Source organism: Iocasia fonsfrigidae (assembly GCF_017751145.1).
Lineage (GTDB): Bacteria > Bacillota > Halanaerobiia > Halanaerobiales > DTU029 > Iocasia > Iocasia fonsfrigidae.
This window is the reverse complement of sequence record NZ_CP046640.1, coordinates 1,866,428-1,884,772: the sequence shown is the minus strand read 5'-3', so window position 1 is coordinate 1,884,772 and position 18,345 is coordinate 1,866,428. Positions and strand designations below refer to the sequence as shown.

Here is an 18,345-nt window from a genome sequence, read left to right as displayed (position 1 = left end):
ATAAATAAATGCAAATCATCAATCATTAATTCTAACTGGGGCAAATTCTTTTCCATCCCCACGATAAAACTTACCAAACAGTTCAAAGAATTCAAGCCTAAGAATCTGAATCCCTACAACTAAACCCTCCAATCCCATTATTACAAGATTACCTACTATTAAAATCAATAGACTACTTATATTTTTACTCATCATTTCTGATAAAATTATAACTGCCATTGATAAACCAACATGATTTAAGGTAAAAGCACCTATCCTGACAAATGAAATGGTGTTACTCATATAGGCTAATAGTGTATCAAATAATTCAAAAGAAGACTCTAGAAAATACTCTAATGTTTTGCCAGGAATAACCCAACCCTCTCCTTTAACCATACTTGCCAGGGGGGCTTTAAAAAATATCATTAACAGAGGAACTATCAACAAAACGAGGGTGAACAACGGTGAAAAGATCAACTTTCCCCTCATCAATAAAGATGCCAGTGATGCTAAGGCAAAGAGATAGAAAAACAAACCACTAAAACCATTGCGTGAAAAAACACCCTCTGCCAGGTCTTTTCTTTGATATGAATTACTAAGATTAAACAACATACTTATAATCAACAATATTATACCTAAAATTACTGTTATACCTAACCAGGTCATAATATTATCCATCGGCCTGATCAATAATGCTGGTATAATATCTTCCATACCAAAAATACTACCATATAATAAGCCGAAGAACATTGAGGAAATCCCAAGACTTATGAACAAATAAGAATTATCTCTACTGCTTATAGATAATCTACCACTATATATTAACCACCCTAGGAATGTAAAAACAAAACCCTGTCCCAGGTCCCCAAACATCATACCAAACATAAGAATATACGTGATTGCCAGGAATAATGAAGGGTCCTTTTCATTATAAGCAGGAACACCATAGAGTTTTACCAGAGATTCAAAGGGTTTAACCCAGGCGGGATTTTTCATAATTGTTGGCGGCTTTTCCTCGCTCTTTGGAGAAATATCCTTACTAAAATAAAGCACATCTTTATATTTACTTTTTATTTCTTCTGCAAAATCATTCTCACGATAGGCACTAATCCAACCAGTCAGAATAAATATATGTTCTGATTCACTATAATATTGATTAGCTATGTCTTTAATTTTGTTATAAAATTTTAAACGTGCTAGATAAGTAATTAATTGTTCTGAACTGCGGTGGTTCATTTTCTTATATTCTAAGGCTATCTGTTCACGCAAAATAGTTATTCTACCTAATCGATGCTCTATTCTCTTTAAAATATATCTAGGCTGCCCTTTAACCCTGGGGGGCAATTTAATCTGTTCAAAATAAGCGGATTTAAGGATATTTAAGGCCTTTTCATGATGCTCTTTTTTAGTAAAGGTAAAAAACCAAACCTTTTCATCATCCCGGTTTACCTCTAAAACAAGAATAGGCAGGTCATTTATATTTTCAATAAGACGATGATAACCCTCTTTATTGATACTTCCAAATATCAATGAAATATATGATAATTCCTTTAATTCACCCAGGTCAATATCCATATTTCTCATCAGATAGACATGATGCTTAAGATTCTTCAATCTGTCTTCTTCCTGATCGAATTTTTTCTCCAGACGCTCTAATCTATTAATTCTTTTCCTCAGAGGGTTTATATATTTTTTTATATTTTCCAGATTTAAATTCTTAAAGTCAGCAAACCCTACCCCTGAATTACTACTATTAATCTTTAATATATCCAGTATCTCCTTTATTTCATTTAACAAATCGCTATAAGGATTATCCCTAAGATAAGACTTGAAATTTTTGATTGAACTCTCTCTCTCAATAAGTTCAATATTATCATTTTTAATTATTTCCCTGGAGATCAAGTCGATCTCTTTTTTCAAACCAGCTATCTGAAATTTTTTTACTGCAGCAATAGCCATTCATTAAACACCATCCCTAATCAAATATTCTTTTATCTTATCTGTTGACAGGGAATAGCGAACCCCTTCAACTATAGTAATAATATCCCTTATCTCACATTCCTTAATAATTAAATAGGCGATAATATTACCTATATTAAAAAAACTAGTAGATTTTACTTTAATTGACTTTTTTAATAAGAAAGCTAAATAGTATTTTCCAAATATATCACTATTACCTGTTATGGCTTTTCTGAAGACCTCTTGATATTTATTATATCTAATATATTTTTCCATATCAGTAGCTTTAACTACCTGGCTCATCTTTTTAAAATTATCCCTGTTAATTTTATAATGAAATGGAATAAGATAGTTCAATATTTCACCGGAAGATAGATTATAGTATTTCTTAATTCGATAGATCCACTGTATATTTAATAAATCAGCTTCTGTCCCCATCAAATCCTCGATATACCTATAATCACTACCCCCTAATTTTTTCCCCAACTCTTCAAGTCTGGAAAAATACTGAAAGTCAAGGGACATCTCTACAGGAAATAGATTGCGGTCTCTCTCATACCTATCAGCAAATCTGTTAAGAACATTATAGTAGATTGTATCCTCAAAAACTGTCAACAGGTCCTGGTAGGATCTAATAGCCGTAAGACTTTTAATGTCTATTTCCCCAATATTTCCTAGATAAATTAAACCTTCTTTTAAGTATTCCTCATCATGTTCAATTAAAATTGTCCTTAATAACATTTTAATATCTTCAATTTCAAACTTAGCAAAAAATTGCTTAAAGAAATCCCTACTACCTGATTTCAAAAACCTCATTATTACATGGTAATCATCTATAAAGGTTTTCTTTAAAGTAGATTCAAATCTCCTCCTGTGGATTTCAACCCCAAATAACTCTGCAAGTTTATCATGATAATAGGTATTATTATATAAATAATTAAAGATATCCTGAACAGAAGATAGCTTGATAATATTACGGTAATCTTCATTATCTAGCATTTTACTTATTAAGGCTCTGATTTTAGCATTTATTACCGGATATTGCACAGCTAATCCCATTTTATACACCCTTATTCCCAGTTATTATTTTAAAATATTTATTAAGTAATGAATCCTTTATCTTTGAATATCTCTCTTCATTCTCACCTATTTCTCTCTCTGACTCTTTTTTTACCCTGTTTGCATATTTAACAGCTTCTTCAACCGTATCTCCAAGTAATTTTTCCCCCTTATTTTGGGCTTCTCTAATCCTTACCCTTTCTTCACGCGACATGCGCTCTTGATATTTTTGCTCAAGTTTATCAATTTCATCCTCTGCCTCTGCTTTCAATTTTCGGGCATCTTCTTCAATATTGATAAGTTTCTCAATTAACTCTTCCTGCAAAAGTAATCACACCCCTTTGAATTAACCTCACTACGTTCGGCAACTTTTAATTTATATGATTGAAAAAATATTTTTCAATGTGGCTGTTAAAAAAGGAAATCCCTAAATATAATATAACAAATACTCAACAATTTATTATTTTGGTAAATAAACCGAAAAGCTAGTCCCTTTACCTACTTGACTATCCACTGTTATTTTTCCATTATGGGCTTCTACAATCCAGCGGCAAATAGATAAACCCAAACCACTTCCTCCCTCTTTCCTTGACCTGGATTTATCTACCCGGTAAAAACGTTCAAATATATTCTGAAGGTGCTCTGCTGAGATGCCAGGTCCCTGATCAATCACATCAATCTTGACATATTTAGACATCATATTAGCCTTAATAATAACTATTCCGTCAGAATAACTATATTTTATAGCGTTATCTATCAAATTTAGTAATAATTGTGTAATTAAACTCATATCAGCCTCAATTATGAGTGGCTCATTTGCATTTGCTAACTCCTTTTTTAAGACAATATTTTTCGACTGAGCAATACTATGCATTTCTTCGATAAGGACACTGATTAAGAAGTCTAAATCAAAAGATTCTTTTTCTATATTAGTCTGATTATCATCGGCCCTGGACAACATTAACATTTGACTAACCAAATTACCCATATGCTCAACCTGTTTCTTGATGGCAATTAATACTTCGTGATACTCCTCATTAGTAACTTTTCTCTTATCTAATACCTCCTCGACCTGAGCACGAATAACAGCAATAGGTGTTCGTAGTTCATGTGAGGCATCTGCTGTAAATTGTTTTTGCCGGTAAAAAGCCTTGTCTAATCTTGCTAATAATTCATTAAGTGTATTTGATAGCCGGCCAATTTCATCATTATTTGCTGTACCCATTTCAATTCTACGTGAAAGATTACTGTGACTAATCTTTCTTGCAGTATGAGATATTTTATCTATCGGTAAGAGTGCCTGCCTGGCCAAGAAATACCCTCCACCACTGGCAATTAATAGTGTTAATGGCAAGCCAAAAAATATAATTGCAAGTAATTTTTTCAGGGTTTTTTCCTCATGCATTAATGCCCTGGCCAATACTGTATAACCAGCTATCTCTCCTTTAACAATCCTTGGTTTACAGATAATAGCCCACTTATACTCTGAACCCATTACAATTTTATAAAAGGAAGAACCTGTAATCTTTCTCTTTATAATATTATTTTCCAAATCACCTAAAAGTAAGCGGCCTGATTCACTATAAAATGCCAGGGTACTATATTTGTTATTAAAATTTTTAAATAGATCAACAAATTGTTGTTCCTCTATATTCTCTTCCTTTAACTCATTATTAATACTAGCTACCTCAATTTGCAAAAAACTGGCTACTTCCTGATATAATTCGCTTTTCATATGAAAATATAAAAATAGACTAAAAATAGTTAAGACAAGCAAAAGTATCAACATATACCAGATGGTCAGGATAGATTTTAAAGAAATACGTTTATAGACATCCCTATTTTTCATCTTTGATTACCCTCATTCTATAGCCCTTGCCCCGTATTGTTTCTATCAACTTCTCAGAAAACCCATCATCTATTTTTTTCCTAAGAAAACGTATATAAACATCAACAACATTTGAATTATTGCCACTCATGTAACCCCAGACATGTTCTTCTATCTGCCCTCTTGTCAAAGGATATCCCCTATTACGCAATAAATACTCCAGGAGAGAATATTCTTTAGAGGTTAAATCAATCCTTTTATCTCCTCTGTAGACCTGGTATTCAACCGTATTTACTACCAGGTTACCATTTTTTATTACATTACTATTTTCTCGCACCCCCCTCCGCAATAAGGTCTTAATTCTAGCCAGTAGTTCTTCAAAAGCAAATGGTTTTGTTAGATAATCATCAGCCCCCATGTTTAAACCTTTAACCTTGTCCTCCAAACTATCCCGGGCTGTTAAAACTAAAACAGGGGTATTATCTTCCCATTCCCTTAATTCTTCAAGAACCTCTAAACCACTCTTTTCTGGTAACATAATATCCAATATTATCAAATCATAATCATTTGCTATAGTTTGATCAATAGCATCTTCCCCATTATAAGTAATATCAACTATAAAATGTTCACTCACTAATCTTTTTTGAATAGTAACAGCTAAATCCTCTTCATCTTCAACAAGTAAAATACGCATTTTTTAACACACCCTTAAATAATACTGGTATTTTATTTATAATTAAACTAAAATTTACGCAGTATTTCAAGTAGTTCATCAATAATTTCTTTATATTCACTTTTCTCATTGTTAAGAAGATTATCAACGTTCTCGTCCTTGTGTTTTTCTGCATAATCAGCTAATATCTTATTAATTAATTCATCATCAGACATTCCTCTACTTGCTGCTTCTTTTAACAGACATTCCTTTATTTCCACTGGTAAATTAATCTGTAATTGTTCTGTTTTTTTATCATTCATTAAAATTCATACTCCTTTAAAATTTCAAAATGGTATAGTGTTAAATTTAGAATTTTTAATCCTTACATAAGTAAAACTATAAATTAATTGCTGGCTTCACCACTATGAATCACAGCATATTTGGTCATCAATGGGCCAATAACCTCAGTTAAAGCAGTCGTAAATAAAAGTATATTAAAAACCATCAATCCTATCTTCGGAAAAGCAGCATAGTCTTTTTGAACAGTATATGCTAGGGCTACCGCTACACCAACCTGAGATAATAATCCCATCCCAATATATTTCTTTATCTTTGGTTCAGCATCTGCCAGATAAGCCCCTAAAGAAGCCCCACCTACTTTGCCAATCATGCGGGCCAGGGTATAAACTAACGCCATTATTAAAAACCCTATTGAGCTGACAGCCATGATCCTGATTTTAGTACCTGCTAAGATAAAGAACATGGCATAGAGTGGGATTGTAAAAACCTCTAAGTATTCTGCGATACCAGGGTTTTTGTCAACAAAATTTCTATAAGAAAAACCAACTGCCATATTACTAATTAAAGGAGATATCCCCCATATTACTGAAATAGCAGAAGTTCCAATTACCGTTGCTGCCAGAATTAATATTTTTTTAGTTTTATCTTCATACTTAACTATTAATTTAATAGAAATAAATCCAATAATTCCCCCTAAAAGAACAGAGACTAATACTTCACATAAGGGTATAAAAAAAGCATTGCTCAGTGATAAACTACCTGTACCAGAAATCTTAATTAATGAAATAGGTTCAGCAAAACTAAATAAAGTAAGAGCCAAGGCATCATCAATCCCTACTACAGCTAACAAAGTTGAAGTCAATGAACCCTGGGCATTATATTCCTTTAAAACCATAACCGTTGCCGCCGGAGCCGTAGCTGATGCAATAGCACCAAGAATTATTGCCAGATAAAACGGTTGGCCTATGGCCAACAAAGCTAGAAAAACTAACAGAAAAGCACCTATTGACTCAAAAAAAACTATTAGAATAATCTTTTTCCCTAAGTTTTTAAGGATTTTAATCGATAATTCACTTCCTATTGTAAAAGCTATAAAAGCTAGGGCAAGGTCTGGTATATAATCAAATGTCTCAACCGAAAAGGCATACCATCTTTTAACCTCAGCCGATAAAAAAGGCAAGCAGTTGACAACACTTACACTTAACAACATGCCCAGAAAAACATAACCAACTACAATGGGAATGTGCATTTTTTTTACTAATAGAACTATCAACATAGCCAGAAATATTAATAGAGCAATTATATATAGGTCAATATCACTGACCCCATTTAATACAAACCAGTCTTGTAATCCTTGTAGGTCTTCTACTGATTTTAAACTACCCATCTTAATCTATTCACCTGCTTTCAACAAATAATAAAGCAAATCCCCTCTATTAATGTAACCCCTCAGTCTACCAATTTTATTGGTGATAAATAAAACAGACTCCTTATTTTTTAACATTATCTCGGCTACATGTTTCATCTCATCTGAATCCTTAAGGGCAATCACTTTTTTAGACATATAATCTTTAACTAATTTCCTACGTATTTCATGCAAATTATTGGCAGCTTGATTTACATTATGTAATAATCGAACACTTTCCAGATACCCATATTCCTCTGGCAAAATATTTTTAAGTAGGTTCCTACTATAAATACTACCCAAATAAATATTTTCATTATCTACCACCGGTAATACATTCATCTGTGCTTTTTGCATTAACTCAATAGCATATTCTAATGTGTCACAATCAGAAACAGAGGTCATATTCCTTATCATAAAATCCTTTATATACAAGACCATCCCCCCTTGAATATACATAAATAACTTTATAGAGATTATAACAAGGTTAGATTAAAAACAAATTAAAAAAATTGTAATAACGTCTATTGTATAAAAACAAAATGGCTTCGCCAGCCAGATTTAGTTACTAATTATTAATTTTTTCTTAGAACCACTTTTCACTCAAAAATAACTACTTATTATAAACCAGACCAATATATTTACTGGACGACTCTAGAAATTGGCTGGAGGCATGGACGCCGGAAGACAATTTCTCGACAGTAAACGAAGGCAGGACGCCATAGTGCACGACAAGGTAAGTAAATATATTGGGCGGTCTTTAAAGTTATCAACAATTTCAAAATTGCATAATTTCCTGAACAAAATGTCTCTGCTAGCCAGATTTTAAAAAAATCGTAATCCAAAAGATTATGATTTATAGTAAATAGTTAATTTTATTTTTACAAGTATCAAATATAAAAAACTAGGTATAATAAAGAAAAAATCATCATAAAGGAGGCTATGAATATTCTTTTAAAATTATTGTCTACTATAATTTTTGTCATTTTTTCCTTTGCTATACTTTACTACTTATACAAAAAAGAAAAATTATAAGTTATTCTATATCACTTATATCTAATTTATCCTTGCCCAGTTTATCTTTTTTAAGGTCAAAATATAGACTACCATCTACGGGATTATAGGCAGCATAAACAACATCCGCAACCTTTTCAATATTATTATTTTTTAATTGTTCCCTTAACCACTTACTATTTAGTCCATGCTGCTTTATATTTTGTTTAATTATCTTTCCATCTACTATAAGTTCCGAATTGACTGCCTCTTCCTGACCGGTCTGTTTTATATCACTGGGAGTAAGTGGTTTCTTATCAGCATTAGGCAGAACACTTAACTTCCCATCTGTCTCCAGAATAGCATAATGCACATCTCTAATATCAAAAATGTTATTCTGCCTTAACTCAGATAATAAATCCCCTATATTTATTCTTGTTTCCTTCATATTCTTTTCTAAAATCTTTCCTTTATGTATCAGAACTGTAGGCTCACCCTCAATAACCTTTAGGGCTGTTCTGTTTTTTAGGGTTATATACTGCATCAAAAATGTCAAGAATGCAAAAAGAAACAAACCGATAAAATGCTGCCAGGTCCTTTGAGCAGTATCAGTTGCTAAAGTAGCAGCAATTGAACCAAAGGTAATACCATTAATATAATCAGAAAAAGATAACTCTGCTATCTGTTTCTTCCCTATTAGTCTAGTAAAAAAAAGTATAGCAAAAAAAGCTAGAATGGTCTGTAAAATTACTTCGATTATTATCTTCATTACTGAAACCCCCTACAATGATTTTACTGTCATTGTATAGCCTATACATTATCATATACTTTAATACAGAAATTAGTATATCTCTAATTAAAAACCTCCAGACTATTTTCTGGAGGTTTTTTAATATCTCTATCTTTTTTTAAACAAACAATATTTATCCCCATCCTCAAACACTATCTCCAAAGAATATTTCCGGGCAATCTCCTTAAATGTATTACTATTATAAAAGGTAATATGGGTAGGATCTCTTTTATACCACCAGTCTGCAAAATCATCAATCCCTGGATGAAAAGAGGTCATGATAGCCAGATAAGCATCTTTTTTAAGGTGTTCATATAACTTATTCATTTCCTGAAGAGGTTCTTTTAAATGTTCAAATACCTCTGTAGATGTAATTAAATCATATTTTTTACCCTCAAAAACCCGTTCTGGAAAAAAATATGGATCATATTGGTCAACAGTAAAATCCCTCTCTTTTAAAAGAGCTCCCAGAACAGGTCCTGGACCACAGCCAAAATCCAGTACTAATCCGGTCTTGCTTATATATGGTTCAATTACCTGCTTAATAAAAATCTCAAACATTCTTACATAGCCCTGGTTTTCATGGCCGTTTTCATGTTCTTCATATCTACTTTTTTCTTCAATACTATCAAGGATTGAGATTTCATCTATGAAGATTAGATTACATTTGGGACAATAATAATATATTGACTCTAATTCCAGTATATCCAGCGTTTTATTATTACATATTTTACAATCCATTTTTTATTTTTCACCCTTTTCTGCCGTATACTCTGGTGGTGGAGAAACAAATGCTGCTATGATAGCAAGTATTGGTAAAATCATCGTAATAATCATTACCTCCTTATAGCCGCCAAAATAATCATAGGCTATACCAAAAGGCAGAGGACCTAATGATGAACCTATTACTATCGCTGTCATCGTAAATCCACGTATACTTCCCAAATACTTATTGCCAAAATAATTCGGCCAGAGCACCCCAGTACTTACATTATCAAAAACCATAAATACACCATGAACCAGGGCATATATTATTAAGGTAATTTTACTATCAGCCTGTAAGATTAAAAATAATGCCCCTGCCAGAAGAAAAAAATTAACAGCTTTAAGGATATGAACCCTTATCCTATCTAACAAATATCCTGCTAAAAAAGTAATTGGGAAACGTATTATTGCAGAAATACTTAAAATATAAGCAGCAAAACCTGATGAAAAACCTTTTTCAGTAACTATAGATACCATATGAAAAGTTAAGCCTGTGTTAACCAGTGAAGGTACTACAATACAATAAATCATAAACCAGAATGCCCGGGTAGTCATTGCCTGTTTTAAGGTCCATGGGTCATTACTCATATAAACCCGGGGAGTTATCTTTGCTCTAAAATCACCTTTTTCAACACCATCAGGTGTTAAACCTATATTCTCTGGTTTGTTGCGAATAAAAAACCATCCCAGTGGAGTCATTAAGAAAATAAGTAGAATACCCCAGAACCACCAGGTTAATTTCAATCCCTGACTCCCTATCATCCAGTTGTTTAAAGGAGGCAACAAACTGGAAGCAATGACACCTCCAAGCCCCATTATACTTAAGGCAAATCCCCTTTTGTTTTTAAACCAGTGTGGTATTAGTGTCTGTGGAATTAAAGTCATTGAACCCTGACCTAATAAACGCAAAAATAAAAAACCTATAAAGATCATAATTGGGTTGAAAACACTACTCATCCAGAAACAGGCCAGACCAAAAACAAAAGGAACAATCGTTAACATTTTACGCTGGCCGAGTTTATCTATGTACCTACCAACCCCCGTCATAATTAAACCTGAACCCAGGGTAGCCATTGAATAAAGACTGGAGATCAAAGACCGGCTCCAGTTAAATTTATCAATATAATGATCAATAAAAATTGAAATAGAATATGTCTGACCTGGGCCAGAAAAAAAGTAAGATAAAGCTGCAATTATTAATACAATCCAACCATAATAAAAAGATGTTTTAATTGGTTTTTCTTCTAATACAATGTTATCTTCCATAATAAAACTATCATTATCCTTTCCTGATATATATTTTTTATATATTTAACTTTTGCTGCCAATTTTACTTAAAATTATCACTAAGAGATCATAATATAATTTACCCCCTTAATATTTTTTCTGTCCATCTATCTATAACATTTTTATCTACCAATGTCAAGAAAAAACCCCTATCCCAGACTTAATCTTGATAGAAGTTTTATTTACAAAATCCTTATGTTTGTACTTTAAGAAACCAATAATATTAGTTCTCCCTTCCCTTTCCAATTTCATAATGCTGCTTATATAAATTGTTTAATAACTTATATAACCCTATTATACCCTATTAATATCTAAAAATAAATATCTTAATCTTACAGTTAAAATATATTACTACTCAAGCCTTAGGATTAAATATAACAGCCATAAAAAAAGAAATAATAACCGAAGCACTTATTCCAGCACTACCAACTTCAAGTAAGCCTTTAAACAATCCCAACAAACCATCTCTGCCAGCTTCCATTAAAACACCTTTAGTCAGGATATTACCAAAATTTGAAACAGGAATAGTTACACCTGCCCCAGCAAACTTTATTAGTGGTTCATACCACCCTAAACCAGTAAAAACCGCGCCTAGGACTACTAAAGCAACCAATAAGTGGGCAGGTTTATATTTTGTATTATCCAGAAAAACCTGACCCAATCCACAGATTAATCCACCAATTAAGAAGGCTGTAAAATAATTACCCAATCCTATCACTCCTCTGGTATCTTTTCTATTACTACTGCATGGGCTATCCCTGGAACCGATTCATTCTGCAGAACACTTAAGGGGCTCAGTAATGCACCCGTTCCAATAACCAGCACCCTATTTAATTTCCCACTTATAATTTGTGGTATAATTACACTACCTATTATAACAGCAGATGCTGCACATCCACTACCACCAGCCCCATATTTTTTCTTACCACCAAAAATCATCGCTCCACAGTCCTGAAGTTTATTCCCGGTTTTAATATTCTTTTCTTCTAATAGACTGGTCAAAATTTTCTTCCCTATTCCTGCTAGATCACCGGTTATAATCATATCATAATCCTGCGGTCCTCTATTTAAATCAGTAAAGTGCTGTAAAATAGTATCTGCTGCTGCCGGGGCCATAGCAGCTCCCATATCATTAGCATCTTTAATACCCAGGTCTATCACCTTACCAATAGTACTATGGGTAATCCAGACCTTTCCACCTATCCACCCCAAAAGATATGCACCTGCCCCTGTAACTGTCCACTGATTATTACCTGTATACTGGACCCCATATTCCAATGGTGTCCTGAATTGTCTTTCTGCTGTCTGATAATTACTTGAGGCAAAACATAATATACAGTCTGCATACCCACCATCCATCTTCATACTCCCCAATGCTAAGGCCTCAACCGCTGTTGAACAAGCCCCGTAAATACCAAGAAAAGGGATATCATAATCTCGGGAAACAAAATTAGCAGTAATTATCTGATCCAACAGATCACCTGCTATTAGAAAATCTACATCTGAGGCTGAGATTGAGGCTTTACCGAGAGTAAGTTCAATAAGATCAGCAACCATTTTCTTCTCTCCCTTTTCCCAGGTTTTTTCCTCACATTTTACATCTTCACAAACCAGATCAAAACTATCTCCCAGTGGACCTTTCCCCTCTTCTGGACCAACTATAGAACCATGGGCTATAATATGTGGTGGGTTTTTATAACTTATTGTTTGGCCCTGTAATTTTTCAGCCATATTATTTATCCCCCTAATACTGTTTTTAATAAGCCTATTACAAAGGCAGACACCATTCCATAAACCAGCACCGGACCTGCAACATCAAACATCTTGGCACCTAATCCCAGAATCAACCCGTCCTGTTTGAACTCCATTGCCGGTGACACCATTGCATTGGCAAAACCGCTTACAGGGACTATTGAACCTGCACCTGCAAACTGTCCTATCTCATCATAAACCCCTATTCCAGTCAATAACCCCCCAATAAAAATCATTGTAATTGTACTTAAAACCCCTGCATCTTCTTGAGAAAGATTAGCAAACATATAGATATGCCATAACCCCTGTCCAATAACACAAAAAAATCCCCCTACAATATAGGCTTTAATAAAATTCGCAAACTTTGCTGTAGGGGCCTGATTTCCTGTTACAACTTTTTGATATTCATCCTTTGTTTTATTAATATGCTTCACTATTTACTACAATCTCCTTTACTTAATCTCTTATAATTTTTTTGTATTTATATACTTAATCTTTATAACAGACAGTAAAATTATACCTATATTTTTTAGGAATCTTTGTTAATTTATTACTATGTAATTTTACTTCTTCAGAACATAACCCTATCTTATATTCCGTAAAAGAAATTAAACAATTTAACAATATTTAAAAAATCGTCTACACCAGCCAGTTCTCTAATGGAATGCATGGCCAGTAAAGGATTTCCAATATCGACAGACCTGATAGGTAATTGAGTTGCAGATACCGGGCCTATGGTAGAGCCCCCTCTCTGGTCAGAACGGTTAACAAAGATCTGATAGGGTATTTGTGCTCTCCTACACAATTCTTTACACACTACAATGCTATCACTATCAGAGGTATATCTTTGATTAGCACTAATCTTTATAACAGGACCACTATTCAAATAATTTTTATTTGTAGGGTCATGTTTCTCATTATAATTAGGATGAACTGCATGGGCCATATCTGCTGAAATCATAAATGAATTAGACAATGCACAAAAGAATTCTTCCCTATTATATCCCAGATTAATGGCTACCCGTTCTAAAACATTAGTAAAGAAGGGTGAATCTGCCCCCTGTTTTGTCATACTACCAATCTCTTCATTATCAAACAATATCATAACTCTACTGGCCTTATTTCTTTCTACATCAATTAAAGCCTTAATGCTTGCATAAACCAGAGCAAGGTCATCAAGCCTACTTGAAGATATAAACTCATTGTTCATTCCCATTACTCTTCCCCGTTCATATTCATAAAGGAATAAATCATAATCAACTATCTGTTCTATCCTGATATCCTTCTCTTTGGCGAGAAATCTAAACAGGAAGTCCTTTTCTTCAAATTTATTAGTAACCATAGCCAACAAAGGCATAAGCCCTTTTTGTTTGTTTATCTCCACACCTTTATTGACATCCCTATTTAAATGGATAGCAAGATTGGGTATAGTTAAAATTGGTCTTTTAACATTAATTAACTTTGTATCAGGAAAAAAGGGATTGTCTGTAGCAATACTAAGCCTACCAGCTAGTGCCAAAGGCCTATCTAACCATGTATTTAATATTGGACTACCATAAACCTCTGTATTTAATTTTAGATACTTTTTCAAATTAAGCATTTCCGGTTCTGGTTTAATACGAAAGCCTGGTGAATCAGTATGTGAGGCAATTATTCGAAAACCATACCTATCTAAACTTGCACTACCTGTTACAAAAGCAATTTGTGCAGAATCATTAATATTTAAATAATACCTTTTATTCCTTTCTAAGTACCAATTTTCATTAGCTTTAAGTTCTGAAAAACCATTATGTTTAAGTATATCAGCAGAATTTTTTACAGTATGGAAAGATGTTGGACTATGGTAAATGAAATCTAATAGCTCCTCTATTACTACCTCGCTTTTATTCATCTGTATCACCTCTGTTAAATAGTAAAATAACAAACAGTTCATTTATTAATAAATAGTTTACATAAATTCACTTTTCTATTTAAAAATATCAAGGACTACCCTACAGGTTAGCCCTTGATATATTATATTAAGTCCTGTGACACATTTACTTAGTATAAAATATTATATATTATTCATAGTATATTTTTATTACAAGTTAATACCAAATTAAAAAACACCTATTAATAGCAAAATTACTACTATAACAATTATAAAACTATCACCACGAAATCCTCTGTGCCTTCTACCCTTAACATCTTCTGCCACACGACTCACCCCCTGTTAGTTTTATATATATTATTCATTTAATAATTGCAGTGTGACAAATGTCCTTTTATATATCAGCTTTCGTAATAATCCATTTCCCCGGTAAATCCCTGGTTTCATTTACTGCTTCAAAACCAAATTCTTCATAGATATACTCTTTAAAAGATCACCTTAATAATCATATAATATGTCTACTCTATGTATAGATTCTTCCTTATTCCTTAATTCTTTTAATAAGGATTCAGTAAATCCCCCCAACTCATATTCATCAATTTCATTCCAGGAAACCCATACATAGGCCTGGGCCTCTTCATTCAACTCGACTTGATATGAATCTGTTCTGCATATATAGTCAATAAAGATAAAGTGTTTCTCCTCATGAAAGGTTTTACTATAAACACTTTCTTTTAAACTTATTAATTTTATATCATATATTTCAAGACCAGTCTCCTCTAACATTTCACGCTTTAAGGCTTCTTCCATTTTTTCACCTAATTCAATATGACCACCAGGAATTACATATTTATTGTTCCATTTATTTGATTTGCAGAGAAGAATTTTGTTATCTGGATTAAAAATTACCGCCCCGACAGTAGGTTCAGGATACTGCATATTTAAAATACCCCTTTCTTCTTAACTCTTAAATATTTAATAGTTTTTCATTTGCCTTTAATATCTCTGTTAGATCTTCTCCCCAATACTTAAGTTCAATCCCCAGTTCGACTAAAGTATCTGACACCCCTAATTGATCGGCACAGGCCTTACAGGCAGAAATATTAACACCTACATGAATGGCCTGTTTTATTTTTTCTTGTATTAAATCACTTTCTACAATAAGATTGGCTGTTGCTCCCCAAACTATGATAGATACCTCTTGCCACCAGTTATTTAATTTGCTATTAATAGCATACATCATAACCATTTTTTCAGAAGTAATCGGGTCTGCATTTGTCCATAGAATATATAATTTTTTTGTATTATTCATTTTTTTGTTCTCCTTATTATAATAGTAATTGTAGACTTATTAACACCTACTTTTAACTTTATATCTATCCTTTTGGTGAAAGTAAGTTATATCAGTATAACCAGCAAATATTTTCCCATGATGTTTAACCCCAGCCGGAATAAAATATCTATCTCCTTTTTCAAAAATATTTCTTTCACCATCAATAACTAATTCTATTTTTCCTTCAAGGACAATCCCCCATTGGCTTTGATGGGAGTGTTCAGGTAATTCTACATCTTTTTCAAATTTCATAAAAAGAATTTGATGATCTTTCCCCTGAGACAAATATGCTTTAATTCCATCTAAAGGTATATCTGCTTCAGGTAATTTCTGAATTGGATCAGGAAATATTTCTTTCATACTTCAATTTCTCCCCTTTATATAAGTATTTTGCATCTTTAAACTCAGACTTGTAAATACCTAAAATACTACTCTACTCATCAAAATGATTTGCTAAGGTATTTAATTGTTCATCACATATTCTATATACTGTCCAATCATCCATAGGAATTGCACCTAAATGTTTGTAAAAATCAATTGACGGTTTATTCCAATCTAAACACCACCATTCCATTCTACCACATTTTCTTTCTACTGCTAGCTTAGCTAGAAAAGAAAGCATTATTTTACCAAAGCCTTTTCCTCTCATCTCAGGTTTTACGAATAAATCTTCCAGATAAATACCAGGTCTCCCCAGAAAAGTAGAGAAATTATGAAAAAACAAAGCAAATGATACCGGTTTATCCTGAAATTCACCGATAATAACCTCAGCTATCCTTTTTTCAAACAGAGATTCTTTTAAAACCTCCTCTGTTGCTACTACCTCATCTAACATTTTTTCATATTCGGCTAATTCCTTGATAAATCTCAATATTAGGGAGACATCACCTATCTCAGCAAATCTTAATTTAAAATCACTCAACTTAGTATCAATTAACTTACCCATATTCCTTCCCCCTTCTATAATAACCCTATTCTAGTAAACCCAGTCCTAATATAATTCTCATCACTTAATAAATTCATTAATTACTTTTACTAAATCATCAGCTAAAGGTAAATCTGATTTACTATAGGCAGCAATGTTTTCAGCTGGATCAGCTGATACTTCTTTTAATACATGATTCATATTCTCAATAATTACTAACTCTGCTGTACTATTAGCTTCCTTCAATCTTTGGGCATCTTCAATACTTACCTGCAAATCTCTAGTACCCTGAACAATTAATACAGGAACAGATAATTTCCCTATTTCTATTAACGGGTCATATTTCATATATGAGATTAAAAAAGGTTGAATTGCAGGTCGAAATAAACTATTTAATTTAGGATCAACATCTGCTACTGTCTCTCCTGATTTTAAGGAATTAAGTATCCTAAAAGATTCCTGTTTTAGTTCCCCGGGCAAAGAAGATGATAACTGTCTCTCTAATATCTGAGCAATATTCCTGCCAGGACCGGCGATAGATATAAATCCGTCTGCATTGCTTTGACGTACAGCAACCATCCCAATCAATGAACCCTGACTATGACCTAGTACATACACATCAGAAAAACGCCTGTCCTGTTGCAATTTATTAATCCATCCCACTGCATCATTTATAAAGTCATTAAATCTCAATTTAGCCTCTGAAGTATTAATCCCTGAGCTTTCTGCAATCATCCTTTTATCATAACGTAAAGAAGCAATTCCCCCTTCAGCCAGTCCTTCTGCTAACATTTTCAAGGAATTATTTTCTCCACTAACTATTGAATTTCCATTACGATCTGTAGGACCAGAACCTGCTATAATTAATACCACAGGGTGCTTTTTGCTTTCTAATAGATATTCACCACCGGGAAGCTGTAGAGTACCGTAGAGAACACCATCATCAACTTCCAGACTAACTTCCTCTACTGTTAATTCTTTCTCACTCTGTTCTTCTTTTTCAACTCCCTGGTTAACTTTTTTTTGTAGGTAAAAATCACCACTGGCCATACCCTGATTATACTCCCCGCTAATCTGTTCCCCTTGCAATTTACCGGAGAATTTCCCTGTTACCTGGGAAGGGAGCTCCATATATATTTTTTTGCCTTCTATTTTAATATTTTGTAGAGAATAGTTTTTAACCCCCTGTAACGGTATATCAATACTTGCCCGCAAATCATCCACATCTCCCTTGAAATGAATAGTAATACCTAATTCCTGCCCATCAACAACAATCGCACCTTCCCATTTACCACTTAAAGAACCTTCCGCCAGAACTATACCACTAACCAACACTAGACAGACAACAATGATCATTAGTTTTAAAGTGAGAAATACCTTCAACTTATTACCCCTTTCCCATTCAGGAAAAAAATTTATAATCCAGAGTAGTTTTAATAAACTTT

20 protein-coding genes are annotated in these 18,345 nt (G+C 33.1%); all 20 read right to left on the bottom strand.

All coding sequences use genetic code 11. The features are described from left to right. Positions 1 to 18: 18 nt before the first annotated feature. A complete protein-coding gene (locus GM661_RS08970) occupies positions 19 to 1,938 on the bottom strand; it encodes a V-type ATP synthase subunit I (RefSeq protein ID WP_230869683.1) in 1,920 nt (639 codons plus the stop codon). A 3-nt stretch (positions 1,939 to 1,941) separates the two neighbouring features. Beyond that, positions 1,942 to 2,997, bottom strand: a complete 1,056-nt coding sequence (locus tag GM661_RS08965) for a V-type ATPase subunit (RefSeq protein ID WP_230869682.1) — start codon at positions 2,995 to 2,997, stop codon at positions 1,942 to 1,944. Position 2,998: 1 nt separating this feature from the next. After that, positions 2,999 to 3,322, bottom strand: a complete 324-nt coding sequence (locus GM661_RS08960) for a hypothetical protein (RefSeq protein WP_230869681.1) — start codon at positions 3,320 to 3,322, stop codon at positions 2,999 to 3,001. Between the two features lie 135 nt (positions 3,323 to 3,457). Next, a complete protein-coding gene (locus GM661_RS08955) occupies positions 3,458 to 4,846 on the bottom strand; it encodes a sensor histidine kinase (RefSeq protein WP_230869680.1) in 1,389 nt (462 codons plus the stop codon). Continuing rightward, positions 4,836 to 5,519 (bottom strand): response regulator transcription factor, encoded by a 684-nt coding sequence (locus GM661_RS08950; RefSeq protein ID WP_230869679.1) that lies wholly within the window; start codon positions 5,517 to 5,519, stop codon positions 4,836 to 4,838. Before GM661_RS08950 ends, GM661_RS08955 begins: the two co-directional genes overlap by 11 nt. 47 nt (positions 5,520 to 5,566) lie before the next feature. After that, positions 5,567 to 5,800 (bottom strand): hypothetical protein, encoded by a 234-nt coding sequence (locus tag GM661_RS08945; protein WP_230869678.1) that lies wholly within the window; start codon positions 5,798 to 5,800, stop codon positions 5,567 to 5,569. Positions 5,801 to 5,883: 83 nt separating this feature from the next. Beyond that, positions 5,884 to 7,167, bottom strand: a complete 1,284-nt coding sequence (locus GM661_RS08940) for a cation:proton antiporter (protein ID WP_230869677.1) — start codon at positions 7,165 to 7,167, stop codon at positions 5,884 to 5,886. A gap of 6 nt (positions 7,168 to 7,173) precedes the next feature. Continuing rightward, the gene (locus GM661_RS08935) at positions 7,174 to 7,620 is read right to left on the bottom strand and encodes a CBS domain-containing protein (RefSeq protein ID WP_407929625.1); all 447 of its coding nucleotides are present in this window, start codon (positions 7,618 to 7,620) and stop codon (positions 7,174 to 7,176) included. Positions 7,621 to 8,221: 601 nt separating this feature from the next. After that, the gene (locus GM661_RS08930; RefSeq protein ID WP_230869675.1) at positions 8,222 to 8,947 is read right to left on the bottom strand and encodes a YetF domain-containing protein; all 726 of its coding nucleotides are present in this window, start codon (positions 8,945 to 8,947) and stop codon (positions 8,222 to 8,224) included. 129 nt (positions 8,948 to 9,076) lie between these two features. Continuing rightward, complete coding sequence (locus GM661_RS08925; RefSeq protein WP_230869674.1) at positions 9,077 to 9,709, bottom strand: class I SAM-dependent methyltransferase; 633 nt, start codon at positions 9,707 to 9,709, stop codon at positions 9,077 to 9,079. A 3-nt stretch (positions 9,710 to 9,712) separates the two neighbouring features. Further along, the gene (locus GM661_RS08920; protein WP_230869673.1) at positions 9,713 to 10,999 is read right to left on the bottom strand and encodes an MFS transporter; all 1,287 of its coding nucleotides are present in this window, start codon (positions 10,997 to 10,999) and stop codon (positions 9,713 to 9,715) included. A 376-nt stretch (positions 11,000 to 11,375) separates the two neighbouring features. Then, positions 11,376 to 11,729: a stage V sporulation protein AE gene (spoVAE, locus tag GM661_RS08915; RefSeq protein ID WP_230869672.1), complete on the bottom strand. Its 354-nt coding sequence runs from the start codon at positions 11,727 to 11,729 to the stop codon at positions 11,376 to 11,378. Positions 11,730 to 11,734: 5 nt separating this feature from the next. Beyond that, positions 11,735 to 12,751 carry a stage V sporulation protein AD gene (spoVAD, locus tag GM661_RS08910; RefSeq protein ID WP_230869671.1) on the bottom strand — a complete coding sequence of 339 codons (1,017 nt, stop codon included), beginning with the start codon at positions 12,749 to 12,751 and terminating at the stop codon, positions 11,735 to 11,737. A gap of 5 nt (positions 12,752 to 12,756) precedes the next feature. Beyond that, positions 12,757 to 13,206, bottom strand: a complete 450-nt coding sequence (gene spoVAC, locus GM661_RS08905; RefSeq protein WP_125990093.1) for a stage V sporulation protein AC — start codon at positions 13,204 to 13,206, stop codon at positions 12,757 to 12,759. Between the two features lie 155 nt (positions 13,207 to 13,361). Next, entirely contained in the window at positions 13,362 to 14,663 is a 1,302-nt protein-coding gene (locus GM661_RS08900; RefSeq protein WP_125990091.1) for a M18 family aminopeptidase, read from the bottom strand. 477 nt (positions 14,664 to 15,140) lie between these two features. Further along, positions 15,141 to 15,581 (bottom strand): NUDIX domain-containing protein, encoded by a 441-nt coding sequence (locus GM661_RS08895; protein ID WP_230869670.1) that lies wholly within the window; start codon positions 15,579 to 15,581, stop codon positions 15,141 to 15,143. 28 nt (positions 15,582 to 15,609) lie between these two features. Beyond that, on the bottom strand, positions 15,610 to 15,954 hold the full coding sequence (locus GM661_RS08890) for a DsrE family protein (protein WP_125990087.1): 345 nt from the start codon (positions 15,952 to 15,954) through the stop codon (positions 15,610 to 15,612). Positions 15,955 to 15,993: 39 nt separating this feature from the next. Continuing rightward, positions 15,994 to 16,335 (bottom strand): cupin domain-containing protein, encoded by a 342-nt coding sequence (locus tag GM661_RS08885; protein WP_230869669.1) that lies wholly within the window; start codon positions 16,333 to 16,335, stop codon positions 15,994 to 15,996. Between the two features lie 73 nt (positions 16,336 to 16,408). Next, positions 16,409 to 16,921, bottom strand: coding sequence for a GNAT family N-acetyltransferase (locus GM661_RS08880; protein ID WP_125990083.1), 513 nt, complete (start codon positions 16,919 to 16,921; stop codon positions 16,409 to 16,411). 60 nt (positions 16,922 to 16,981) lie between these two features. Then, positions 16,982 to 18,283: an alpha/beta hydrolase gene (locus GM661_RS08875; RefSeq protein WP_230869668.1), complete on the bottom strand. Its 1,302-nt coding sequence runs from the start codon at positions 18,281 to 18,283 to the stop codon at positions 16,982 to 16,984. Between the last annotated feature and the right edge of the window lie 62 nt (positions 18,284 to 18,345).